We start from the raw sequence: 22326 nt of genomic DNA, 5'->3' as shown, positions 1-22326 counted from the left end.
GGCTCCCGGCTCCCGGCTCCCGGCTCCCGGCTCCCGGCTCAGAACGCGGCCCGGCTCACGACGCGGTCCGCTTCTTCGCCGCAGTCTTCGCCGCCGTCTTCTTCGCGGGCTGCTTCTTGGCCGTCGCCGTCGTCTTCTTGGAGGCCGTCTTCTTCGCCGGGGCCTTCTTGCGGGTACGGGACCTGCCCGGTGTCATCTCGTGCACCGTGGCGTCCTCGCCCCGGGTCTCCTTGGCCGCCTTCACCGACGCGTTCAGGGCGGCCATCAGGTCCATGACCTTGCCCGGCTCCTCTTCCTCCTCGCCCGCGGCCGCCGGGAGCGCCTTGCCCTCGGACTTGGCCGTGAGCAGCTCCTCCAGGGCCTCCCGGTAGCGGTCGCGGAAGCCGGAGATGTCGTCCAGGGCCATGCTGTCGGTGAGCTGCACGGCGCGCTCGATCTCGTCCTCGTCCAGCTCCGTCTCCCGGGGCGCGAGGGACTCCGGGCTGCGGATCTCGTCCGGCCAGCGCATCGAGTGCAGCACGATCGCGTCGTCCCGCACCCGCAGCAGGCCGAGCCGCTCACGGTTGTGCCAGGCGAACTTCGCCACGGCGACCTTGTCGCTGCGCTCCAGCGCCTTCCGCAGCAGGGCGTACGGCTTGGCCGCGACCTGGCCGTCGACCGCGAGGTAGTAGCTGTCGCTGATCCGTACGGGGTCGATGCTGTCGGCCTCGACGAACGCGACGATCTCGATGGCCTTCGCCGTCGGCAGCGGCATCCGGTCGAGTTCCTCGTCGGTGACGGGCACGGTCCGGTCCTTGGCGACCTCGTACCCCTTGCCGATCTCGTCCTGCGAGAGGACCTTGCCGTCGAGCTCGCACACCTTGCGGGTGCGGATCCGGCCCATGTCCTCCCGGTGGTACTGGTGGAAGGAGATCGAGTGGTTCTCCGTGGCGGAGACGACCTTGATCGGGATCGTGACCAGCCCGAAGCTGATCGCTCCTGTCCACAGGGGCCGCGGCATCCGGTACCTCCAGACCCCCCTGGTGGCTTGGCCGGGAGGCGGACCGGAGCGCCTGGAAGGGAGAACCGACCCGAGAGGGCCGAGGCGCGGCCGGGCCACCGCCCGTAACCCCGATCCTCGCGCCCCCGCCCCCGGACCGCATGTGGATCACCGGGGGCGGTACGCCGCCGGGGGCTGCGGCGGTGCGGTCACCTGGGGGCGGTACGCCGCCAGGAGCTGCGGCGGTGCGGTCACCCGCGTGGCAGGTCCATCTCGCCGACGATCTGGTCCCCGCTCATCTCGCCGGTCCTGCGGAAGCCGAGCCGGAGGTAGAACCCTTCGGGGCCGCCCTCCCCCGGCGCCCAGGTCACGGTCACCCGCTTCTGCCCGCGTCGCAGGATCTCCTCGCACACGGCGTCCACGGCGAAGCGCCCGTACCCCTTGCCCTGTTCGCCGGCGGCGACCGCCAGCCGCCAGAGCCCGGAGCGGAGCGGGTCCTCGGCGTCCGGGGGGCCCGGGAGCCCGAACCGTACGTCGAGGAAGGCCATCACGAAGCCGACCAGCCGGTCACCGTCGTGGACGAGCCGGGGCCAGGCCTTCTCCGGCTCCGCGTACGCCTCCGCCAGGGACCGGGCGACCGGGGCGACGAACCGTTCCTGCTCGGGTGCGACCTTCAGCCGGCACGCGTCGAGGACATTGTCCGGGGTCACCTTCTCCAGGCGGAGCTGCGCAGTCATACGCGCACCGTACGGGCGCGGCCGCGCGCCGGACCAGCGAAATAGCCGTCCGGCCCGGCGGGGCGGGGTCACCAGGCGGCGGGGCCCTCCGCGTCGAAGAAGCCGCCGGTCGGGCCGTCGGAACCGATGAGAGCCATACGAACGATGATGTCCGCGCCCTCCTCCACGGTCTTGGGGCCCGAGTGACCGTTGAGGTCGGTGGCGGTGTAGCCGGGGTCGACGGCGTTGAACCTGATGCCGGGGTAGGCCTTCGCGTACTGCGACGTCACCATGACCAGCGCGGTCTTGGACGAGTTGTAGTCGAGGGCGGCCACGGAGAACTCGACACGGGTCGGGTCGTTCGTCGCCGCCAGCGAGCCGAGACCGCTGGACACGTTCACGACGACCGCGTCCTTCCCGGCCTCCAGCAGCGGCAGGAACGCCCGGGTGACGCGTACGGCGCCGAAGACGTTGGTCTCGTACGTGCTCCGCATGTCCGCGCCCGTCACCTCGCCGACGGGCTTGCGGACCCCGACGATCCCGGCGTTGTTGACCAGGACGTCCAGGCGGCCCGCGTCCTTCCGTACGAACGCGGCGGCGGCCTTTACGGAGTCGTCGTCCGTGATGTCGAGCTGGACGAAGCGCGCCCCGAGGCGCTCCGCCGCTTCCTGCCCCAGCCGGGGGTCGCGCGCCCCGGCGTAGACGGTGTGCCCGGCCTCGATGAGGCGGCGGGCGGTCTCGAAGCCGAGGCCCTTGTTCGCTCCGGTGATGAGGGTGGTGGTCATGGTGGTGCTCCCGTGTTCGGCAGGTGATGAGGTGATGCCTTCACGGTGCCCGCGTCCCGGGCGGACAGGGAGTGCCCGCCTCAGCGGGTGGACCGGCAGTACCAGGCTGTACGGCGGCTCCGCCCGGATACTGGAGGGGTGAGCGCACCCGAGGAGACAGCACCGCCGAAGGCCCGGCCCGGGACCACGGGCACCAACGACCTGGGCAGGGCCCTGCACGGCTGGCGGGACCGGATCGCCCCGGAGACCGTGGGCCTGCCCGCGGGCGGGGTGCGGAGGGCGGCGGGGCTGCGGCGCGAGGAACTGGCCCAGCTCGCCGCGCTCTCCGTCGACTACATCACCCGCCTCGAACAGGGCCGGGCCACCTCCCCGTCCCCGCAGGTCCTCGCCTCGCTGGCCCGCGCCCTGCGCCTGTCGGCGGAGGAACGCACCTATCTGTACCTCCTGGCGGGTCAGCCCGAGCCCGGCCCCGGCCACATCTCGGACCACATCCCGCCGGGGCTCCGCCGGCTGCTCGACCAGATGAACGGCGCCCCGCTGAGCGTCCACGACGCCGCCTGGAACCTCATCGAGTGGAACCGCCCCTGGGCGGCGCTGCTCGGCGACCCCTCCGCGCTGCGCGGCCGCGAACGCAACATGATCTGGCGGCACTTCAAGGGCCTGCCGGGCCGGGTCCGCCAGACCCCGCAGCAGAAGGCCGACTTCGAGGCGACGATGGTGGGCGACCTGCGCGCGGCCACCGCCCGCTACCCCGCCGACCTGGGACTGCGGTCCCTGGTGAAGGACCTGCGGGAGACCGGCCCGGCCTTCGCGGCCCTGTGGGACTCGGGCATCGTGGGCGTCCACCAGTCCGGCGCGAAGGCGATCGTCCACCCCGAGATCGGCACGCTCACCCTGGACTGCGACGTCCTGATCGCCGCGGGCAGCGACCTGCGGGTCGTCGCGTACACCGCGGCCCCCGGCAGCGAGGCCGCCGCCCGTCTCGGTCTGCTCGACGTCATCGGGACCCAGGCGATGACCTGAGTTCATCAGTCCTTCACACGTTCATCACAGTTTCGCCACCGTTCCATGGAAGGCGCCACCCCGCCGCTCCCCCGCTGCGAGCATCGCCCCTCTGCTGCACCGCAGTACGCAAGCGCCTTGGGGGCACCATGAACACACGCGTGACACACAGCCGGCTCGGGATCTCGGCGGGGGCGGCGGCCCTGGCACTGGCCCTGGCGGGATGCGGGGGCGACGGCGGCACGGTCCAGGACGCGAAGCCGGCGGCGGCGTCCGCGTCGCCCTCCGCGCAGCGGGCGCTGGCGCTCGCCGACGACGTGGCGAGCACCGAGGCCGGCCAGAAAGTCACGGTCGAGGCGCTGGCCAACGACCTCGTGACCCTGGAGGACGGCACCGACGCCGCGCTCCTGGACACCTACGAGCCCGCCGGGTTCACGCTCGCCGCGGAGAGCCCGACGCCGCACGGGACGGTCACGGCCGAGGGCACCACGCTCGTGTACACCCCGGCGGAGGGGTTCGCCGGCGAGGACGAGTTCACGTACGAGGTCACGGTGAAGGGGAAGGGCCCGGCGGACGGAAGCGCCGTCGTACGCATCACCGTCTCCGCGCCCTCCCCGTCCCCGACGCCCACGCCCACCCCGACCGTCGCACCGTCCCCGAAGGCGAAGCCGAAGGCCACCAAGCCCGCCGCACCCTCGGTGTACTACGAGAACTGCGACGCCGCACGGGCCGCCGGCGCGGCCCCCGTCCGGCGCGGCGACCCCGGCTACGCCGCCCACCTGGACCGGGACGACGACGGCGTCGGGTGCGAGCCGTACGGATCGGCCAGCGGGGGCTCCGGCGGCGGCAGTTCGAGCGGGGGGTCCACGAGCGGGGGCTCCACCGGCGGGGGCGGCAGCGTCTCGTACGCCAACTGCACCGCCGTACGCGCCGCCGGGGCCGCCCCCATCCACCGCGGCGACCCGGGATACGGATCCCACCTCGACCGTGACGGTGACGGGGTCGCCTGCGAGTAGCCCCGCACCCCCCCTCTCGCCCTCTTCAACAGCCGCCTCCGGCCTCGCCGGAGGCGGCTGCTCTTTTCCAACCTGCTTCAAACGCGCTATAAATGAGCAACTTCGAGCACCATTCGCCTGGATTCACGCAGCCCGCACCCGCGAAGGAAGCCCATGCCGCTCATATCCACCGGTGTCATCACGCACGGCGCCCGGGCCGGCGCGACCGGCGTCGGGGCGTTCAACGTCGTGCAGATCGAGCACGCGCAGGCCATCGTGAGCGGGGCGGAGACCGCCGGGCTGCCGGTGATCCTCCAGGTCAGCGAGAACACCGCCCGCTACCACGGCGCCCTCGAACCGATCGGGCTCGCCTCGCTCGCCGTCGCCCGGGCCGCGGGCGTGCCGGTCGCCGTGCACCTCGACCACGCCGAGTCGGCCGGGCTGGTGCGCGAGGCCGTCGGGCTCGGCTTCACCTCCGTCATGTTCGACGCCTCGAAGCTCCCGTACGCCGACAACGTCGCCGCGACGCGCGAGATCACCGCCTACTGCCGCGGCCACGGGGTCTGGGTGGAGGCCGAACTCGGCGAGATCGGGGGCAAGGACGGGGCGCACGCCCCCGGCGTGCGGACCGATCCGGACGAGGCGCGGGCGTTCGTCGAGGCCACCGGCGTCGACGCGCTCGCCGTGGCCGTCGGCAGTTCGCACGCGATGCTGACCCGTGACGCCACCCTCGACTTCGCGCTCATCTCCCGGCTGCGCGACGCGGTGGGGGTCCCGCTCGTCCTGCACGGCTCCTCGGGCGTCGGGGACACGGGCCTCGCGACGGCGGTCGGCGCCGGCATGACGAAGGTCAACATCTCCACGCACCTGAACAAGCTGTTCACCCGGACCGTCCGCAGCTACCTGGACACCCACGCCGAGGCCGCCGACCCGCGGAAATACCTCGGCCCGGCCCGGGACGCGGTCGCCGCGGAGGTGGCGCGCCTGCTGGACGTCCTGGCCCGGCCCGGGCGATAGGGTTCCCTGCGAGCAAGGGGAGGGCGAGCGAGGAGGACCTGGTGGCGGCACACACGCGATGGACCCGGCTGCTGGAGATCCTCAGCGACCAGGGGCATCTCGACGTACTGGACGCCGCCGAACAGCTCGGGTGTTCCGCCGCCACCGTCCGCCGCGACCTGGACGAGCTCGCCCGGCAGAACCTGCTGACCCGCACCCGGGGCGGCGCGGTGGTCAGCGCCGTCGCCTACGACCTGCCGCTGCGCTACAAGGCTGCCCGCCGCGCCGACGAGAAGCAGCGCATCGCGAAGGCCGCGGCCGAGCTGATCCCGACGGGCTCGACCGTCGGCCTGAACGGCGGCACGACGACCTCCGAGGTGGCCAGGGAGCTCGCTCTGCGGCCGGAGCCCTCGGGCGGGGGCGTGGCGCTGACCGTCGTCACCAACGCGATCAACATCGCCAACGAGCTGGCGGTCCGCCCCCAGGTGAAGATCGTCGTCACCGGCGGGGTGGCCAGGCCCAACTCGTACGAACTCGTCGGCCCGCTGGTCGACACGCTCCTGCGCGGTCTCGCGCTGGACTACACGATCCTCGGCGTGGACGCCGTGCACGCCCGGTTCGGCGCGGCCACGCACGACGAGTCCGAGGCCGGCGCCAACCGCGCCCTCGCCGAGTGCGCGGGGACGGTCGTCGTGGTGGCCGACTCCTCGAAGCTCGGGCGCCGGGCCTTCGCCCAGGTCTGCGAGACCGGCGCGGTGTCGGTCCTGGTCACGGACCGGGACGCCCCCGAGGACGTCGTCGAGGAGTTCACCGCCCTGGGGATCGACGTCCTGCGGGTGTGACCTCGGCGGAAGGACGTCACGGGGTCAGCGGTAGTCCTCCGGGTGGCCCTGCATCCAGGTGTTGATGCGGTCCCGGGTGCCGATCAGCTGCTTCCGGTGCTTCTCCAGGTTCGGGGTGGAGTCGTCACCGGCCAGCGTCGTCCGCAGCGTGCCGATCCAGGCGACGGTCTCCTTGAAGTGGCCGGGCCCCTTCTTGTCCGCCTTCATCGCCTTGTCCAGACGGTTCAGTTCGTCGTCGACCCGGCCCAGGAAGTACGCGCAGTTGCTGTCCCCGGGGGCGCAGTTGTCCTGGTAGGTCGCCTGGAGCCCGGCGAAGGCGTCGCGGACCAGCTCCGGCGCGTCCGGGTCCTCCTGGATGACGAGCGTCGGCGTCGGCGACGGCGTGGGCATCAGGGACACCTCCGCCGCGGCCTCCGCCGAGGCGGCCCTGGACGGATCGACGTACGGGACGTCACTCCCCGGCCCGTCGGTGGTGGTCGCCGCACTGCACCCCACCAGCAACGCCCCCAGGACCACGGCCGGTATCGCCGCGCGCAGGCCGGTCCGGATCATCAACATGAGGCCCCCCTCGTCGTGTTGGACCAGACCTTATCCCCGCTCGGCCGCTGCTCGGGGGTCAGCCCTCGACCAGGCTCTGCAGCGCGGGGGCGTACAGGTCCGCGAGGTGCTCCGGAGTCGCCCGGGAGCCCGCGCCCTCGCGGTGGAGGCTCAGCGTGGCGCCCAGGCCGATGAGGTGGCCGGCGATCAGCTCGGCGCGCAGCGCGGGTTCACGGCCGGGGAGGCGCTCCGTCAGCCGGGCGGTGACCTGCTCGTGGAAGCGGTCGCGGAGCAGGGAGCGCTCGTCGTGGTTGCCGAGGGAGAAGACCACCCTCAGGAGCGGGTCGCCCTTCTGCTCCCTGCGCCGGCGTACGAGCGTCAGCACCATGTGGCGGCCGAGCCCGTGGAGCGGGGCGTCGAAGAGCTCCTCGGCGGCGGGCCCGAAGTCGGCGACCGTGTTGAAGAGCTGCTCCTTGCGGCCGAAGTGCTTCACCACCAGGGAGGCGCTCACCCCCGCGTCGGCCGCGATCCCCCGGATCGTCACCTCGGCGTACGGGCGCTGGGTGAACGCCCGGCGGGCGGCGAGCAGGATCGCGTCCCGGCCCGTCGCGGCCGATCCGGGCGCGGCGGTGTCCGTGGCCGGCCCGGCAGCTCCGGGCGGTACGGCCGCGGTGGCTCGGGTGGTCATGCGCCTCCCTGGATCGGCATCGTCCGCGTACGGCCGCTGCTCCGGCGTTTCCCTCCGACCGTACCCGTAGCGGCGCGGCCGCCCGGGAGGCACAGGGTCACCGCGAGGGCCAGCAGCGCCGCGCCCGCCGCGATCAGGAAGACCAGCTGGTAGGCCCCGAGCGTGGGGGCCTGGCGGCCGGCCGCCAGGAACGTCATGTTGGCCAGGACGGCGGCCACCGTGGCGCTGCAGAACGCCTGGCCGATCGAACGCATCAGGGTGTTCAGCCCGTTGGCCGCGCCCGTCTCGCTGACGGGGACGCCGCGCATCACCAGCGCCGGCAGCGCGGAGTACGCGATCGCCGTACCCGCCGCGACGACCGTGGCGCCCGCGATGATCAGCCAGAGGCTGTGACTGGTGAAGTACCGCACCACATAGCCGACGGCGATGATCCCGGCGGCCAGCGCCAGGCTGGTCTTCGGCCCGCGGGCGGCGGAGATCCGCGCCGACACGGGCGACAGCGCCACCATGGTCACCCCGCCGGGCAGCAGGCACAGCCCGCTGACGACGAGCGAGGCGCCGAGCCCGTAGCCGGTGGCCTTCGGCTCCTGCACCATCTGGGCGGTGACCAGGGAGTTGGCGTAGAACGCGAAGCCGATCAGCAGCGCGGCGATGTTGGTCAGGAGCACGGCGGGGCGCGCGGAGATCCGAAGGTCGACCATGGGGGTGCGCACCCGGAGTTCGTACGCCCCCCAGACCAGGGCGATCACCACGGCGGCGGCGAACAGCCCGAGGACGCGCGCCGAGGTCCAGCCCCAGCCGCCGCCCTGGGTGACGGCCAGCAGCAGGCAGACCAGCGCGGCGGTCAGCCCGAGCGCGCCGAGCGCGTCGAATCGGCCCCGGGAGCGGAGCGGGGACTCCGGTACGAAGCGGAGCACCAGGGCGATGTCGAGGAGACCGATGACGCCGGAGACCCAGAACATCGTGTGCCACTCGAAGTTCTCGATGACCACCGCCGCGACGGGCAGCCCCACGGCGGCGCCGATGCCCAGCGTGGAGCTCATCAGGGCCACGGCCGACAGCACCCGCTCGGGCGGCAGCTCGTCGCGCAGGATGCTGATGCCGAGCGGGACGACGGCGATGGCCGCCCCCTGGAGGGCGCGCCCGGCGATCAGTACGCCGATGTGGGAGCTGACCGCGCACAGCACGGAGCCCACGACGAGGACGCCCAGCGAGGCGACGAGCACCCGGCGCTTGCCGTACATGTCGCCGACCCGGCCGAGCACGGGGGTGAACACCGCGCCGGTGAGCAGGGTGACGGTGACCAGCCAGCTCGCGGCGGCGGGGGTGGCTCCGGTGAGCTGCGGTATGTGCGGGAGCAGCGGGACGACGATGGTCTGCATGATCGCGACCACGACGCCGCAGAAGGCCAGGACGCCGACGGCGAAGCGGGGGTGGTCCGGGGCGGCGGCGGGCGCGGGTGCGGTCATGGGGTCTCCGTACGCAAGAGGGGTGTACAGATGTTCACCCCCAGGGTAAACGCTTGTGCACCCCCTGGGCGCCCAGCCCATTTGCATATACATACAATCGAGTGCATACTCTTCCTATGTCTAAGGTTCTCACCTCCCTGCCCACCGGCGAGCGCGTCGGCATCGCTTTCTCGGGCGGCCTCGACACCTCGGTCGCGGTCGCGTGGATGCGCGACAAGGGTGCCGTCCCGTGCACCTACACCGCCGACATCGGCCAGTACGACGAGCCCGACATCGCGTCGGTGCCCGGCCGTGCGAAGGCCTACGGCGCCGAGATCGCGCGCCTGGTCGACTGCCGGGCGGCGCTGGTCGAGGAGGGCCTGGCCGCACTCGCCTGCGGCGCGTTCCACATCCGCTCGGGCGGCCGTGCCTACTTCAACACCACGCCGCTCGGCCGGGCCGTGACCGGCACCCTGCTGGTCCGGGCGATGCTCGAGGACAACGTCCAGATCTGGGGCGACGGCTCCACGTTCAAGGGCAACGACATCGAGCGGTTCTACCGCTACGGCCTGCTGGCCAACCCCCACCTGCGGATCTACAAGCCGTGGCTCGACGCCGACTTCGTCACCGAGCTGGGCGGCCGCAAGGAGATGTCGGAGTGGCTGCTCGCCCACGGGCTGCCCTACCGCGACAGCACCGAGAAGGCGTACTCCACCGACGCCAACATCTGGGGCGCCACCCACGAGGCGAAGACGCTGGAGCACCTCGACACCGGTGTGGAGACCGTCGACCCGATCATGGGCGTCCGGTTCTGGGACCCCTCGGTCGAGATCGCCACCGAGGACGTGACCATCGGCTTCGAGCAGGGCCGCCCGGTCACGATCAACGGCAAGGAGTTCCCCTCCGCCGTCGCGCTCGTCATGGAGGCCAACGCCATCGGCGGCCGTCACGGCATGGGCATGTCCGACCAGATCGAGAACCGGATCATCGAGGCCAAGAGCCGCGGGATCTACGAGGCCCCCGGCATGGCGCTGCTGCACGCCGCCTACGAGCGCCTGGTCAACGCCATCCACAACGAGGACACCCTCGCCCAGTACCACAACGAGGGCCGGCGCCTGGGCCGCCTCATGTACGAGGGCCGCTGGCTGGACCCGCAGGCGCTCATGGTCCGCGAGTCGCTCCAGCGCTGGGTCGGCTCGGCCGTCACCGGCGAGGTGACGCTGCGGCTGCGGCGCGGTGAGGACTACTCGATCCTCAACACCACCGGCCCCGCCTTCAGCTACCACCCGGACAAGCTCTCGATGGAGCGCACCGAGGACTCGGCGTTCGGTCCCGTGGACCGCATCGGCCAGCTCACCATGCGCAACCTCGACATCGCCGACTCGCGCGCCCGGCTCGAACAATTCGCGAGCCTCGGCCTCGTCGGCACCCAGCCCTCGCTGATCGGCGCCGCGCAGGCGGCGGCGACCGGCCTCATCGGCGCCATGCCGGAGGGCGGCGCCCAGGCCATCGCCTCACGCGGCGAGGTCTCCGGCGACGACGAGCTGCTGGACCGCGCCGCGATGGAGTTCGGCACCGACTGACGGATGCCCGTGCCGGTCGGCCGACCTGCCGACCGGCCGGCCGGCCGTCGCGGGAACTTATCCTCGGATTCCCGGCGGATACGCCGACGGACACGCAGGAAGAAGGTGGCGGCAATGGCGAAGGTCCCGGCAGCGGCAGTGGCGGCGGGCGGTCTCCTCGGCGGGTACGGAATCGCCCGCTGGACCAGGAAGCGCCCGCTGGGCGGCGTCGCACTGGCCGCCGCCGGATCGGTGGCGGCGTACGAGTGGAACCGGCAGGCCGGAGCCCGCGCGGCGACCGGACTGACCGTCGCCTACGTCGCGGCCTTCGCCGGCTCGCACCCCCTGGCCAAGAAGGTCGGCGCCTGGCCCGCGGTCTTCACCGTGGCGGGCGGCATCGCTGCCGCGTCCTGGGCGGTCACCCGGCGCAGCGGCCGGTAGCCCGACGGCGGTCACCGGGCACGGCACCGCGGCAGCCCGCCGTACGAGCGCCCCGCGCGTCCCCGCGTCCGAGAAAGTCCGGTCCCGGGGATTGAACACGGGCGCCCCAGGGTGCGTACTGAGGAGCAACTCCCCGCGTGACCCGGGGACGTGCCCGTACGACAGGACGGGCACGCCCCCGGTCAGCCTCCCAGCGCGTGCGACACGGTGTAGATCGCCAGGCCGGCCAGCGCGCCCACCACCGTGCCGTTGATCCGGATGAACTGCAGGTCACGGCCGATGTGCGCCTCGATCTTCTTCGACGTCTGGTCCGCGTCCCAGCCGGCCACCGTGTCGCTGATCAGCGAGGTGATCTCCGTGCGGTACGTGGTGACGACGTACGCCGCGGCGTCCTCCAGCCAGCCCTCCAGCTTCCCCTGGAGCCGCTCGTCCGTGGACAGCCTGGCGCCCAGGGAGATCAGCGAGGCCCGGGCCCGCATCCGCAGCTCGCTCCGCTCGTCCTCGGCCGCCGCGAGGATCATCGTGCGGACGGAGGACCAGGCGGAGGCGATGACGTCCTGCACCTCACCGCGCCCCAGGATCTCCGACTTCAGCCGCTCCACCCGGGCCCGGGTGTCGGAGTCCGTCTGGAGGTCGGCGGCGAAGTCCGTCAGGAACGTGTCGATGGAACCCCGCGCGGGATGCCCCGGCATGTCACGCATCTCCGTGACGAAGCGCAGCAGCTCCTTGTAGACCCGCTCCCCCACCCGCTTGTCGACGAACCGCGGCGTCCAGCCCGGCGCCCCGCCCTGCACCGCGTCCATCACGGAGTCCCCGTGCAGGACCAGCCAGTCGTGCGCCCGTACGCAGACGAGGTCGACGACCCTGCGGTGGCCGCCGTCCGAGACGATCTTCTCCAGCATCTTGCCCATGCCCGGCCCGACCTCCACCGCGTCCGCCCGCCGGGTGATCGCCTCCCCGACGACCGCCTGCACATCGGAGTCCCGAAGCACCGTCAGGGCGCCGCGCAGCGCGGTGGCCAGCTCGGCGGTGACCCGGTCGGCGTGTTCGGGGTCCGCCAGCCACGCTCCGAGCCTCCTGCCGACCCCCAGAGCGTGAATTCGGTCACGAACGACGTCTCCGGAGAGAAAATTCTCCCCGACGAAGGAACCGAGTGACTCCCCCAACTGGTCCTTCTTGGTGGGAATGATGGCGGTGTGGGGGATGGGCAGACCGAGCGGACGCCGGAAGAGCGCCGTGACGGCGAACCAGTCCGCCAGCGCACCGACCATCCCCGCCTCGGCAGCCGCTGCGACGTAGCCCGGCCAGCCGCCCACACCCTCGTTCCTCGCCCAGGTGGCGAGGACGTACACAAGCGCGACGAGCAGGAGCAGACCCGTGGCGGTGGTCTTCATACGGCGCACACCGCGCCGCTTCTCCTCATCGGCTGCGGTGTACGCGAACCCGCCCAGCCCGGTCCCGCGGCCTCCCGCCCCGGAGGCCGTCGCCTGTCCCGCGTCCTGTTCCATCCGCTCCACCCGTCCGCGTACGCGTCACCCCGTGCCGTACGCATTGTCCCTACCTCACCTACTCCTGGGCCGCACGTCGAGTTCCCCAGGACCTGTCGCATCATGAGAGTGACCCGAACACCGGGCCGAACACCGCCCCGGACGCCGGGCCGGACACCGCAAGGAGAATCACCGCAGATGCCCAGGCGCCAGGGGTATGCCCTGCTCATCGCCCTCGTGGCAGGTACCGCCGCGCTCGCCGCCGCCGTCGCGTTCGGTACCTCGCTGACCGCCGGTCAGCGGCAGGAACCGCTCAGCGGGTCCCGGACCCATGCGGCGGCGCGCAATCCCGCCGCACCGGCCCACTCCTCGGGCGCCTGGGTCGCCACCTGGACCGCCGCCCCCGTCAGCGCGGAGCCGGATGCCCGGCGCGGCTACCCCGGCAGCACCGTGCGCAACATCGTGCACACCAGCGTCGGCGGGGACGCCGCCCGGATCACCCTGTCCAACCTCTTCGGCACCGCGCCGCTCGTCATCGACCAGGCCACCGTCAACACCCGGCCGGTGACCTTCCGCGGCCGGTCCACGGTCACCGTCGGCGCCGGCCTCCAGGTCGTCAGCGACCCGGTCGTGGTGCCCGTCGCCCCCGACGCCGATCTGGAGGTCACCCTCCGCACGCCGTACGCCACCGGGCCCGTCACCCAGCACCCCAACGCCCACCAGACGTCCTACCTGGCCGACGGCCGGGGCACCTGGAGCACCACGCGGTGGCGCTATCTGACGGCCGTCGACGTCCGCAACGAGGCGTCGCCCGGCGCGATCGTCGTGATCGGCGACTCGCTGACGGCAGGCAGCGGTTCCACCACCGACGCCAACACCCGCTGGCCGGACGTCCTCTCGGACCGGCTGCGGCACGCCTACGGGATCGCCAACCAGGGGATAGCGGGCAACCGTCTGCTGCGCGACAGCCCGCTCACCGTGAGCGGCGTCAGGAACATCGGCGGCCGCAGCGCCGCCCAGCGCTTCGAGCGTGACGTCCTGTCGGTCGCCGGGGCCAAGACCGTGATCATCGCGCTCGGCATCAACGACGTACAGCAGTTCCCGCAGGAGCCCGACCCCCAGCGCCTCACCAACGGCCTCCGCGCCCTGACCGAGCGCGCGCACGCCCAAGGGCTGCGGGTCGTCGGCGCCACGCTGACCCCCTTCCAGGGCTACGGGACCTGGACGCCCGAACACAACCGGGTGCGCCTGGCGGTCAACCAGGAGATCCGCTCCGGCCGGGTCTTCGACGCGTTCATCGACTTCGACCGGGCCGTACGCGACCCGTACGCACCCAACCGGATCCTGCCCGAGTACGACTCCGGCGACCGGCTGCACTTCAACGACGCGGGCTACCGCGCGCTGGGCCACGCCATCGATCTCGGCGCGGTGGACGGGACGCCGAAGGCCGACACGTTCTGACCCGGGCGGACGACCCGGGCGGCGCGAAGGCCGGGCTCATGATGCGGGCCGCGCGAAGGCCGGGGTCACCGCCGGCCTTCGCGGAGCCCGCGGGATCAGCCGAGCTCCTTGCGCCCGTCCCCCGTGTCCGGCTTCTGGAGGCGCAGCCGCTCCTGCTCCTGGAGCCGCCGCTTCTCGGCCCTGCTCCGCTTGCGCTCCACGCCGACCCCGCCCATCAGCGCGAAGCCGGTGATCTTCACCCGAGGGGCGTCCGGAGCCGGATCCGGCTCGTCGTCGAGCTTGGAGTGCTCGCCGAACCCGCCCATGATGCCGAGACCGCTGACCTGGACGTTCAGGTCCGGGGGCACCGTCACCTGCATACCGCCCATGATCGTGAAGCAGCGGATCACGACCTCGCGCTCCGAGAAGTTCGCCTCGCGCAGGTCGATCTCGCCGCCGCCCCACATCGCGAACGCGGTGAACTTCGGGCCCACCGTCCAGCGGCCCTTGCGGTTGAAGCCGCCCCAGAAGGCGAAGGCACCCGACGAGGTGGGCGTGCCGCCGATCCGCGCGGGCCAGCCGGCGGACGAACCCTTCCGCTCGGCCACCGCCCCCGTCACCGGCTGTACGACACCGCCCGGCGCCGGCAGGTCACGCACGAGCGGGACCAACTCCCCGTGCGTACGCGCCTTGAACGTCGCGTCGAGCCGCTGCTCGAACTCGTCCATCTCCAACCGGCCCTCGGCCACGGCCTCCCGCAGGGTCTCGGCGACCCGCTCACGTTCCGCGTCGGAGGCACGCATGTCCGGGCTCTCACTTGTCATACCGGCACCCTATAGAGCAACAGCGGGACGGGCCTAGAGAGCCGGATCCGACACGTACATCTTCGCGATCACGGACTCGATGTCCGGCTCCCGCACCGACAGATCGACCAGCGGATAGCCCGCCGCGATACGCGCCACCAGCGGCGCGGCCGACGCCGACGCCGGGAACGCCAGCCACTGCCGGGGGCCTTCCACCTTCACCACCCGCACCGAGGGCTCCGACCCCAGCTCGATCGGCGGTAGCTCCCGCTCCAGGTCCACCACGAGGGTGCGCTCGCTCTCCCCCACCTCGTGGAGCCCGGCGAGCGCCCCGTCGTACACCAGCCGGCCGTGGTCGATCACCATCACCCGCTTGCAGAGCTGCTCGATGTCGGTCAGGTCGTGCGTGGTCAGCAGCACCGTGGTGGACCGCTCCGCGTTCAAGTCCCGCAGGAACTCCCGCACCTTGGCCTTGGAGATCACGTCGAGCCCGATCGTCGGCTCGTCCAGGTACAGGACCTCCGGATCGTGCAGCAGGGCCGCCGCGATGTCGCCCCGCATCCGCTGCCCCAGCGACAGCTGACGCACCGGCACCTCCAACAGGGCTCCGAGGTCGAGGAGTTCGACGCACCGGTCGAGGTTCTCCCGGTAACGGCTGTCGGGGATGCGGTACATGCGGTGCATCAGCCGGTACGAGTCCCGCAACGGCAGGTCCCACCAGAGCGTCGTCCGCTGCCCGAACACCACACCGATCCGGTGCGCCAGCTTCGTACGCTCCCTGGAGGGGTCGATCCCCGCGACCCGCAGCCGGCCGCCGCTCGGGGTGAGGATGCCGGTCAGCATCTTGATCGTCGTCGACTTGCCCGCGCCGTTCGGGCCGATGTAGCCGACCATCTCACCGCGCGGCACCCGGAAGCTGATGCCGTCCACCGCCCGCACCTCACGCCGCTCACGGCGCATGAAGCCCGTTTTGCGGCGCACGTCGAAGACCTTCTCGACGCCGTCGAGCTCGATGAAGTCCATGTCGTCCACGCCCACTCCTCAGCTTCCCGTGCTGCGGTACGACCGCAGTCCCACACGCCACGCCAGCCCCGCGAGCACCCAGCACCCCGCCGCGACCACCGGCGGCAGGCCCGCCACCCAGCGCGGCAGGTCCAGCGGATAGTCCCTGCCCAGCACGTACAGGGCGGGCAGCCAGCTCACGAACGCCAGCGGCACCACGAACGTCACCCCGCGCACCAGGTCCTTCGCGAAGACCGTCGGCGGGTACTGGAGCATCGTCGTCCCCCCGTACGTGAAGGCGTTCTGCACCTCGGAGGCGTCCTGGGCGTAGAACTGGAACGCCGCGCCCACCACGAACACCGCCCCGAAGATCGCCGCCCCGCTCAGCACCATCATCGGCAGCATCAGCACCTTCACCGGGGTCCACGCGATGTCCAGCGTCACCAGCGCGTAGCCCAGCACCAGCAGCCCCTGCGTGATCCGCCCCAGCCTGCGCAGCGCGAACCGGTCCGCCGCCACCTGCGCCAGCACCGGGACGGGCCGCACCAGCAGCGTGTCCAGCGTCCCGTCCCGCACCCGCCGCCCCAGCCGGTCCATCGACCCCAGCACCAGGTCGGCGAGCCCGAACGCGGTCGCCGACGTCCCGTACAGCAGCGCGACCTCCGGCAGCGTGAACCCGCCCAGCACGTCGACGTGCGCGAACATCAGCATGATCGTGACGAAGTCGAACGCGGTCGACACGAAGTTCCCGACGGTCGTCATCACGAACGACGCGCGGTACGCCATCGTCGAGCGCAGCCACATCGCCACGATCAGCCCGTACGCCCGCACCCCCTCGACCAGCCGCGACCGCTCGGAGAACACGACCGGCGGCGGCGCGGCCGTCCGCTCGGCCTGGATCTCAGCCACCCTGGACCACCACCCTCCTGGTCGCCACCGACTGCAGCATCCGGCCCGCCAGCAGCAGCGCCACCGCCCAGCCGCCCTGGAAGGCGTACGCCCGCACGACGTCCCAGCCCGCGTACGTACCGAGGAACACGTCGGCCGGGACCTGGAGCAGCGACGACCACGGCAGGACGCGGGCCAGCTCGCCGAGCCAGCCGGGGAACAGCGTCAGCGGCAGCATCATCCCCGAGAAGAACAGCCCGGCCAGCCAGGCGATCTGCATCGCGCCCGCCCCGTCCATCAGCCAGAACGCCGACAGCGCGACCAGGTAGCGCACCCCGAAACTCACCACGACGCCCAGCCCCACGGACACCAGGAAGGCCAGCCAGGTCCACGGGGAGCGCGGTATCGCGAGGTCGAAGGCCAGGGCCCCCAGCACCATCGGCACGATCCCGCGCCCCAGCAGATGGAACGCGGCCCGGCCCAGGTCCCCCGCCAGCCACCACAGCTGAAGATCGGCGGGCCGGTACAGATCGACCGCGATGTCACCCGTGCGGATCCGCTCCATGAGCTCGTCCTCGAAGCCGCCGCCCATCATCGCGCAGGTCATCAGCAGCGCCTGACCCAGCCACACATAGGTCAGCGCCTGCGACATGTCGTACCCGCCGAGCTGCGGTCTCTCGTCCCACAGGGCGATGTAGGTGTACGCCATGATGAAACCGAAGACGGTGTTGGTGAACACCCCCGCGAGCGTCGCCACCCGGTACGTGGCATAGCGCCGGAACCCACCGGCCGCCACCACGGCATAGAGCCGCACCTCGCCCCCCTCATTCCGCCAAAGCGCACGACCTTAGTTCACGGCGTTCGGCCGCCGCGACCCCATTTCCGTGGAGGGATCCGAGGGTTATCCGCCCGAAAAGTGCACTATAGGAAAATCATCCGCAGTCGAGGAGCCTCCACAGTCATGAGCGACGAGCCACCGCAGCACGGCGGAGACCCTGGTCAGCAGGGCTCCCAGGGCTGGGCCCCCCGAGACACCTCGGCAGCGGCCCCCACCCCCGACCCCGATCACCCGGACGGCGCACCGGCGGCCAAGGGGCGCACGAAACGCCCCAAACGGCCCAAGCGCACCGGCTGGCGCCGGGCCATCCCCACCTGGCGCATGACCCTCGGCGGCGTACTCCTCCTCACGCTGCTCGTCGTCGGCGGATTCATCGCCGGCTACCAGCTCATCGACATCCCCGCCGCCAACGCCGCCGCGACCGCCCAGGCCAACGTCTACGTGTACGCCGACGGGAAGACCGTCATCGCCCGCGACGGCGAGATCAACCGCGAGAAGATCCCGCTGGACCGCATCCCCACCCCCATCCAGCACGCCGTGCTCGCCGCCGAGGACCGGGATTTCTACTCCGAGGACGCCATCGACATCAAGGCGACCCTCCGCGCCGGCTGGAACACCGTCACCGGCAAGGGCAGGCAGGGCGGTTCCACGATCACCCAGCAGTACGTGAAGAACTACTACCTCGGCCAGGAACAGACCGTCGTCCGCAAGGCCAAGGAATTCTTCATCTCCATCAAGCTCGACCGCGAACAGAGCAAGGACGAGATCCTCGAGGGCTACCTCAACACCAGCTACTTCGGCCGCAACGCCTACGGCATCCAGGCCGCCTCCCACGCCTACTACGGCAAGGACGTCGAAGACCTCGACGCCGGCGAGGGCGCCTACCTCGCCTCCCTGCTCAACGCCCCCAGCTCCTACGACGTCGTCGCCCACCCCGAGAACAAGAAGGCCGTGCTGGCCCGCTGGGACTACGTACTCGACGGCATGGTCAAGCACCACTGGCTCGGCGCCGCCGACCGCGACGCGATGACCTTCCCCGTCCCCGGCAAGGCCAAGCCCGCCAACGCCCTCTCCGGCCAGCGCGGCTACATCGTCCAGGCCGTCGAGCACTACCTCGTCGCCAACAGGATCATCGACGAGAAGACCCTCGCCACCGGCGGCTACCGCATCACCACCACGCTCCAGAAGAGCAAGCAGGACGCCCTCGTCGAAGCCGTCAAGGAGAACGTCCTCTCCAAGACCAGCGACGACCGCGAGGCCGACCGCAACGTCCGCGCGGGCGGCGCCTCCATCGACCCCGCCACCGGCCACGTCGTCGCCCTCTACGGCGGCGTCGACTACACGAAGCAGTACGTCAACAACGCGACCCGCCGCGACTACCAGGTCGGGTCCACCTTCAAACCGTTCGTCCTCGCCGCCGCCCTCGCCAACGGGGCCACCACCCAGAAGCACAAGGCCATCACCCCCAACACCCGCTACGACGGCACCAACGAACGCACCGTCCAGAGCGCCACCGGCTCCACCGGCTACTCCCCCGCCAACGAGGACGACGTCGACTACGGCTCCATCACCGTCCGCGAGGCCACCGACAAATCCGTCAACGCCGTCTACGCCCAGATGGCCCAGGACGTCGGCCCCGACGAGGTCAAGGACACCGCGATCGCCCTCGGCATCCCCCAGGACACCCCCGACCTCACCGCCTCCCCGTCCATCGCACTCGGCCCCGCCACCGCCAGCGTCCTCGACATGGCCTCGGCCTACGCCACGCTCGCCGACCACGGGAAGCAGCGGCCCCACACCCTCGTCGCCAAGATCAGCAAGAACGCCACCGCGCTTCCGCTCCCCGCCAGGAACACCCGCCGGGCCATCAGCCGCGAGGCCGCCGACACCACCACCTCGGTCCTGCGCAGCGTCGTCGACGGCGGCACCGGCACCGCCGCCCAGGGCGCCGGCCGGCCCGCCGCCGGCAAGACGGGCACCGCCGAGGAGGACAGGGCCGCCTGGTTCGCCGGGTACACCCCCGACCTCGCCACCGTCATCGCCGTCATGGGCCAGGACCCCGAATCCGGCGTACAGAAGCCCCTGTACGGCGCGCTCGGCCTGGCCCGTATGAACGGCGGCGGCGCCCCCGCCGAGACCTGGGCCGCCTACACCCGGGCAGCCCTGGAGGGCAGCGAGGTGCAGGACTTCGACCTGGAGGCCGACGAGGGCCCCGAGGAGCCCGACCCGGACGAGAGCGGGGAGGGCGAGGACACCGAGGAGGCAGGGGGCACCAAGGCCCCCAGGGACGGCGGATCGACCAAGAAGCCCGGCACCGGCGACGCCCGCGAGAGGCGCGACGGCGACCGCACCCGCACACCGGAAGCCCCCTCCGAGGCCTCACCCGCCGCCGGGGCGCTCCGCACCGCCACCCCCGCCAACGCACCCTCGCGTGCCCCCGCCCCCGCCGCCGACGAGACCGCCGGCCACCCGGCGAACGGCCGGAGGGACGGTGACAGCCCGGCCCGCGCCGACCGGACGGACGGCCCGGACACCACCGGCACGAGGGAGTCCGAGGACGGCCAGGGCCTCCGCGGCCCCACCCGCCCCTGAACACACGCCCGTACGTCACACGGAGGCCAGGACGAACGGCCCTCAGGCGGCCGGAGCGGGCCGACGGATCGGATACGGCCCGCCCTGATTGGCCAAAGCTTTGCCGATGGCCGGATCCCTGCCCACCCACGCGCCCCCGGAAGCCCACACCCCGCACAGGGACGGGCCTTCCGGGGGCGCGTCTTAGCAAAGGGCCCACCGTGTGCGTCCGAAAATCGCGGGGCGGTCCAGCCCGCCGTGTAACCACCTGGTTGACCCGGGCCCGGCCATGTCACACGCTCATTACATAGGTGCTCACTACAACTGGTTTCGCCGGCTGCCTGTCCGCCCCTCCCCCGGCGCTCCCGCCGGAATCGGCGGCCCGGAGGCCAAGGCGCGACCGGAAGCAGGAGGAAGACCGGAATGTGCGGCATCACCGGCTGGATTTCCTTCGACCGTGACCTGCGGGCCTCGGCCGGAACACTCGACGCGATGACGGAGACGATGTCCTGCCGCGGCCCGGACGACCGCGGAACCTGGATCAGCGGACCCGCCGCCCTCGGCCACCGACGGCTGGCCATCATCGACCTGCCTGGCGGACGCCAGCCCATGACCGTCGACACCCCCCAGGGCGCCGTGGCCATGGTCTACTCCGGCGAGACGTACAACTACACCGAACTCCGCCAGGAACTCGCCCGGCGCGGCCACCGGTTCACCACCGACTCCGACACGGAGGTCGTGCTCCGCGGCTACGTCGAATGGGGCGAGGCGGTCGCCGAACGCCTCAACGGCATGTACGCCTTCGCCCTGTGGGACGGACGGCACGACAAGCTCGTGATGATCCGCGACCGCATGGGCATCAAGCCGTTCTACTACTACGAGACACCCGACGGCGTCCTCTTCGGCTCCGAACCCAAGGCCATCCTCGCCAACCCCCTCGCCCGCTCCCGCGTCACCCTCGACGGCCTCCGCGAACTGTTCACCTTCGTGAAGACACCCGGCCACGCCGTGTGGGACGGCATGCACGAGGTCGAACCCGGAACCGTCGTCACCGTCGACCGCACCGGCCTGCGCCGACACGTCTACTGGCAGCTGGAGACCCGGCCGCACACCGACGACCGCGACACCACCGTCTCCACCGTCCGCACACTCCTCGACGACATCGTGCGCCGCCAGCTCGTCTCCGACGTGCCCCGCTGCACCCTGCTCTCCGGAGGACTCGACTCCTCCGCCATGACCGCGCTGGCCGCCCGTCAGCTCGGCGAGACGGGCGAGACCGTACGCAGCTTCGCCGTCGACTTCGCCGGACAGACCGAGAACTTCGTCGCCGACGAACTCCGCGGCACCCCCGACACCCCCTACGTCCACGACGTGGCACGGACCGCGGGCACCGACCACCGCGACATCGTGCTCGACTCGCACGCCCTCGCCGACCCCGACGTCCGCTCCCAGGTCATCCGCGCCCGCGACATCCCCATGGGCTTCGGAGACATGGACGCCTCGCTCTACCTGCTCTTCAAGGCGATACGCGAACACTCCACGGTCGCCCTCTCCGGCGAGTCCGCCGACGAGGTCTTCGGCGGCTACCTCCAGTTCTTCGACGAGGAGGCCCGCAAGTCCGAGACCTTCCCCTGGCTCGCCCAGTTCAGCCGGCACTTCGGCGAGGACACCGACGTACTCCGCCCCGACCTCACCACCCGCCTCGACCTCACCACGTACGTCGCCGACAGCTACCGCGACGCGGTCTCCGGCATCCAGCGCCTCGACGGCGAGAGCGACCTCGAATACACGATGCGCAAGATCAGCCACCAGCACCTGACCCGCTTCGTCCGCGTACTGCTCGACCGCAAGGACCGCGCGAGCATGGCGGTCGGCCTGGAGGTACGCGTCCCCTTCTGCGACCACCGCCTCGTCGAGTACGTCTACAACACACCCTGGGCGCTGAAGTCCTACGACGGCCGGGAGAAGACCCTGCTGCGCGAGGCCACCGCCGACGTCCTGCCCCGCTCCGTGTACGACAGGGTCAAGAGCCCCTACCCCTCCACCCAGGACCCCAAGTACGCCCTGGCACTCCAGGACCACGCCAAGGACCTGCTCTCCCGGCCCTCGCACCGGGTCTTCGACATCGTCGACCCCGCCCGCGTCGAACGGGCCGCGGGCCGGGACACCCCGCAGATCTCCCAGGCATCCCGGCGCGGCCTCGAACGCACGCTGGACCTGGCCCTCTGGCTCGACATGTACTCCCCCGAGCTCGTGCTGTCCTGACCCCGCGAAGACCCCGAGAAGACCCGGGCGCGCGGCCGGCC

20 protein-coding genes are annotated in these 22326 nt (G+C 71.8%); 9 read left to right on the top strand and 11 right to left on the bottom strand.

Going from position 1 to position 22326, the window contains the following annotated elements:
• Positions 1-55: 55 nt before the first annotated feature.
• The 3 genes from ku to JKV81_RS27770 all read right to left on the bottom strand — a co-directional run bounded on the left by ku (position 56) and on the right by JKV81_RS27770 (position 2480).
• Entirely contained in the window at positions 56-1000 is a 945-nt protein-coding gene (ku, locus tag JKV81_RS27780) for a non-homologous end joining protein Ku (protein WP_129263462.1), read from the bottom strand.
• A gap of 230 nt (positions 1001-1230) precedes the next feature.
• Positions 1231-1716: a GNAT family N-acetyltransferase gene (locus JKV81_RS27775; RefSeq protein WP_202078331.1), complete on the bottom strand. Its 486-nt coding sequence runs from the start codon at positions 1714-1716 to the stop codon at positions 1231-1233.
• Positions 1717-1784: 68 nt separating this feature from the next.
• The gene (locus JKV81_RS27770) at positions 1785-2480 is read right to left on the bottom strand and encodes an SDR family oxidoreductase (RefSeq protein ID WP_202078329.1); all 696 of its coding nucleotides are present in this window, start codon (positions 2478-2480) and stop codon (positions 1785-1787) included.
• A 138-nt stretch (positions 2481-2618) separates the two neighbouring features.
• On the opposite strand from JKV81_RS27770, the gene JKV81_RS27765 reads away from it, so the two are divergent.
• The 4 genes from JKV81_RS27765 (at position 2619) to JKV81_RS27750 (ending at position 6315) form a co-directional block, all read left to right on the top strand.
• Positions 2619-3503, top strand: a complete 885-nt coding sequence (locus tag JKV81_RS27765; RefSeq protein WP_202078327.1) for a helix-turn-helix transcriptional regulator — start codon at positions 2619-2621, stop codon at positions 3501-3503.
• Positions 3504-3643: 140 nt separating this feature from the next.
• Entirely contained in the window at positions 3644-4498 is an 855-nt protein-coding gene (locus JKV81_RS27760) for an excalibur calcium-binding domain-containing protein (protein ID WP_443742744.1), read from the top strand.
• A 153-nt stretch (positions 4499-4651) separates the two neighbouring features.
• Positions 4652-5494: a class II fructose-bisphosphate aldolase gene (locus JKV81_RS27755; RefSeq protein WP_129263477.1), complete on the top strand. Its 843-nt coding sequence runs from the start codon at positions 4652-4654 to the stop codon at positions 5492-5494.
• A 41-nt stretch (positions 5495-5535) separates the two neighbouring features.
• Positions 5536-6315 carry a DeoR/GlpR family DNA-binding transcription regulator gene (locus JKV81_RS27750; protein ID WP_129263480.1) on the top strand — a complete coding sequence of 260 codons (780 nt, stop codon included), beginning with the start codon at positions 5536-5538 and terminating at the stop codon, positions 6313-6315.
• Positions 6316-6339: 24 nt separating this feature from the next.
• On the opposite strand, the gene JKV81_RS27745 is transcribed toward JKV81_RS27750, so the two are convergent.
• The 3 genes from JKV81_RS27745 to JKV81_RS27735 are packed head-to-tail and all read right to left on the bottom strand — an operon-like array spanning position 6340 to position 9009.
• Positions 6340-6873 (bottom strand): hypothetical protein, encoded by a 534-nt coding sequence (locus JKV81_RS27745; RefSeq protein ID WP_164992685.1) that lies wholly within the window; start codon positions 6871-6873, stop codon positions 6340-6342.
• A gap of 58 nt (positions 6874-6931) precedes the next feature.
• The gene (locus JKV81_RS27740; protein ID WP_129263483.1) at positions 6932-7540 is read right to left on the bottom strand and encodes a TetR/AcrR family transcriptional regulator; all 609 of its coding nucleotides are present in this window, start codon (positions 7538-7540) and stop codon (positions 6932-6934) included.
• On the bottom strand, positions 7537-9009 hold the full coding sequence (locus tag JKV81_RS27735) for an MFS transporter (RefSeq protein WP_129263486.1): 1473 nt from the start codon (positions 9007-9009) through the stop codon (positions 7537-7539). Before JKV81_RS27735 ends, JKV81_RS27740 begins: the two co-directional genes overlap by 4 nt.
• Before the next feature lie 116 nt (positions 9010-9125).
• Here JKV81_RS27735 and argG point away from each other — a divergent pair, with 116 nt between their 5' ends.
• Together argG and JKV81_RS27725 are read left to right on the top strand one after the other, a co-directional pair.
• Positions 9126-10571: an argininosuccinate synthase gene (gene argG / locus JKV81_RS27730; RefSeq protein WP_099172853.1), complete on the top strand. Its 1446-nt coding sequence runs from the start codon at positions 9126-9128 to the stop codon at positions 10569-10571.
• Between the two features lie 114 nt (positions 10572-10685).
• Positions 10686-10991: a hypothetical protein gene (locus JKV81_RS27725; protein ID WP_124276248.1), complete on the top strand. Its 306-nt coding sequence runs from the start codon at positions 10686-10688 to the stop codon at positions 10989-10991.
• A gap of 182 nt (positions 10992-11173) precedes the next feature.
• Here the strand turns inward: JKV81_RS27725 and JKV81_RS27720 are convergent, their stop codons facing one another.
• Positions 11174-12499, bottom strand: a complete 1326-nt coding sequence (locus tag JKV81_RS27720) for a DUF445 domain-containing protein (RefSeq protein WP_202078325.1) — start codon at positions 12497-12499, stop codon at positions 11174-11176.
• Positions 12500-12676: 177 nt separating this feature from the next.
• Between JKV81_RS27720 and JKV81_RS27715 the strand changes: the two genes are divergently transcribed.
• Positions 12677-13939: an SGNH/GDSL hydrolase family protein gene (locus JKV81_RS27715; RefSeq protein WP_202078323.1), complete on the top strand. Its 1263-nt coding sequence runs from the start codon at positions 12677-12679 to the stop codon at positions 13937-13939.
• A gap of 95 nt (positions 13940-14034) precedes the next feature.
• Here JKV81_RS27715 and JKV81_RS27710 read toward each other — a convergent pair whose 3' ends face one another.
• Genes JKV81_RS27710 through JKV81_RS27695 form a run of 4 tightly spaced genes read right to left on the bottom strand, consistent with a single transcriptional unit; the run spans position 14035 to position 17425 of the window.
• The gene (locus tag JKV81_RS27710; protein WP_202078335.1) at positions 14035-14721 is read right to left on the bottom strand and encodes a DUF1707 domain-containing protein; all 687 of its coding nucleotides are present in this window, start codon (positions 14719-14721) and stop codon (positions 14035-14037) included.
• A gap of 54 nt (positions 14722-14775) precedes the next feature.
• Positions 14776-15744 (bottom strand): ABC transporter ATP-binding protein, encoded by a 969-nt coding sequence (locus tag JKV81_RS27705; RefSeq protein ID WP_202078333.1) that lies wholly within the window; start codon positions 15742-15744, stop codon positions 14776-14778.
• 18 nt (positions 15745-15762) lie between these two features.
• Complete coding sequence (locus JKV81_RS27700) at positions 15763-16623, bottom strand: ABC transporter permease (RefSeq protein WP_307820611.1); 861 nt, start codon at positions 16621-16623, stop codon at positions 15763-15765.
• A 1-nt stretch (position 16624) separates the two neighbouring features.
• Positions 16625-17425 carry an ABC transporter permease gene (locus tag JKV81_RS27695; protein ID WP_202078321.1) on the bottom strand — a complete coding sequence of 267 codons (801 nt, stop codon included), beginning with the start codon at positions 17423-17425 and terminating at the stop codon, positions 16625-16627.
• 147 nt (positions 17426-17572) lie between these two features.
• On the opposite strand from JKV81_RS27695, the gene JKV81_RS27690 reads away from it, so the two are divergent.
• Together JKV81_RS27690 and asnB are read left to right on the top strand one after the other, a co-directional pair.
• On the top strand, positions 17573-20041 hold the full coding sequence (locus JKV81_RS27690; RefSeq protein ID WP_202078319.1) for a transglycosylase domain-containing protein: 2469 nt from the start codon (positions 17573-17575) through the stop codon (positions 20039-20041).
• Between the two features lie 402 nt (positions 20042-20443).
• A complete protein-coding gene (asnB, locus tag JKV81_RS27685; protein ID WP_202078317.1) occupies positions 20444-22285 on the top strand; it encodes an asparagine synthase (glutamine-hydrolyzing) in 1842 nt (613 codons plus the stop codon).
• Positions 22286-22326 lie beyond the last annotated feature (41 nt).

Origin of the sequence: Streptomyces silvae, from assembly GCF_016745505.1 — a bacterium.
GTDB lineage: Bacteria > Actinomycetota > Actinomycetes > Streptomycetales > Streptomycetaceae > Streptomyces > Streptomyces silvae.
Note: the sequence above shows the minus strand (reverse complement) of the source record. Positions and strands in the feature narration are given on the sequence as shown.

Coding starts and splice junctions, on each gene's coding strand:
- JKV81_RS27725 (WP_124276248.1), top strand. CDS start 10,686: ATGGCGAAGGTCCCGGCAGCGGCAGTGGCGGCGGGCGGTCTCCTCGGC.
- JKV81_RS27705 (WP_202078333.1), bottom strand. CDS start 15,744: ATGGACTTCATCGAGCTCGACGGCGTCGAGAAGGTCTTCGACGTGCGC.
- ku (WP_129263462.1), bottom strand. CDS start 1,000: ATGCCGCGGCCCCTGTGGACAGGAGCGATCAGCTTCGGGCTGGTCACG.
- JKV81_RS27735 (WP_129263486.1), bottom strand. CDS start 9,009: ATGACCGCACCCGCGCCCGCCGCCGCCCCGGACCACCCCCGCTTCGCC.
- JKV81_RS27775 (WP_202078331.1), bottom strand. CDS start 1,716: ATGACTGCGCAGCTCCGCCTGGAGAAGGTGACCCCGGACAATGTCCTC.
- JKV81_RS27715 (WP_202078323.1), top strand. CDS start 12,677: ATGCCCAGGCGCCAGGGGTATGCCCTGCTCATCGCCCTCGTGGCAGGT.
- JKV81_RS27690 (WP_202078319.1), top strand. CDS start 17,573: ATGAGCGACGAGCCACCGCAGCACGGCGGAGACCCTGGTCAGCAGGGC.
- JKV81_RS27720 (WP_202078325.1), bottom strand. CDS start 12,499: ATGGAACAGGACGCGGGACAGGCGACGGCCTCCGGGGCGGGAGGCCGC.
- JKV81_RS27740 (WP_129263483.1), bottom strand. CDS start 7,540: ATGACCACCCGAGCCACCGCGGCCGTACCGCCCGGAGCTGCCGGGCCG.
- argG (WP_099172853.1), top strand. CDS start 9,126: ATGTCTAAGGTTCTCACCTCCCTGCCCACCGGCGAGCGCGTCGGCATC.
- JKV81_RS27710 (WP_202078335.1), bottom strand. CDS start 14,721: ATGCGTGCCTCCGACGCGGAACGTGAGCGGGTCGCCGAGACCCTGCGG.
- asnB (WP_202078317.1), top strand. CDS start 20,444: ATGTGCGGCATCACCGGCTGGATTTCCTTCGACCGTGACCTGCGGGCC.
- JKV81_RS27745 (WP_164992685.1), bottom strand. CDS start 6,873: ATGTTGATGATCCGGACCGGCCTGCGCGCGGCGATACCGGCCGTGGTC.
- JKV81_RS27770 (WP_202078329.1), bottom strand. CDS start 2,480: ATGACCACCACCCTCATCACCGGAGCGAACAAGGGCCTCGGCTTCGAG.
- JKV81_RS27755 (WP_129263477.1), top strand. CDS start 4,652: ATGCCGCTCATATCCACCGGTGTCATCACGCACGGCGCCCGGGCCGGC.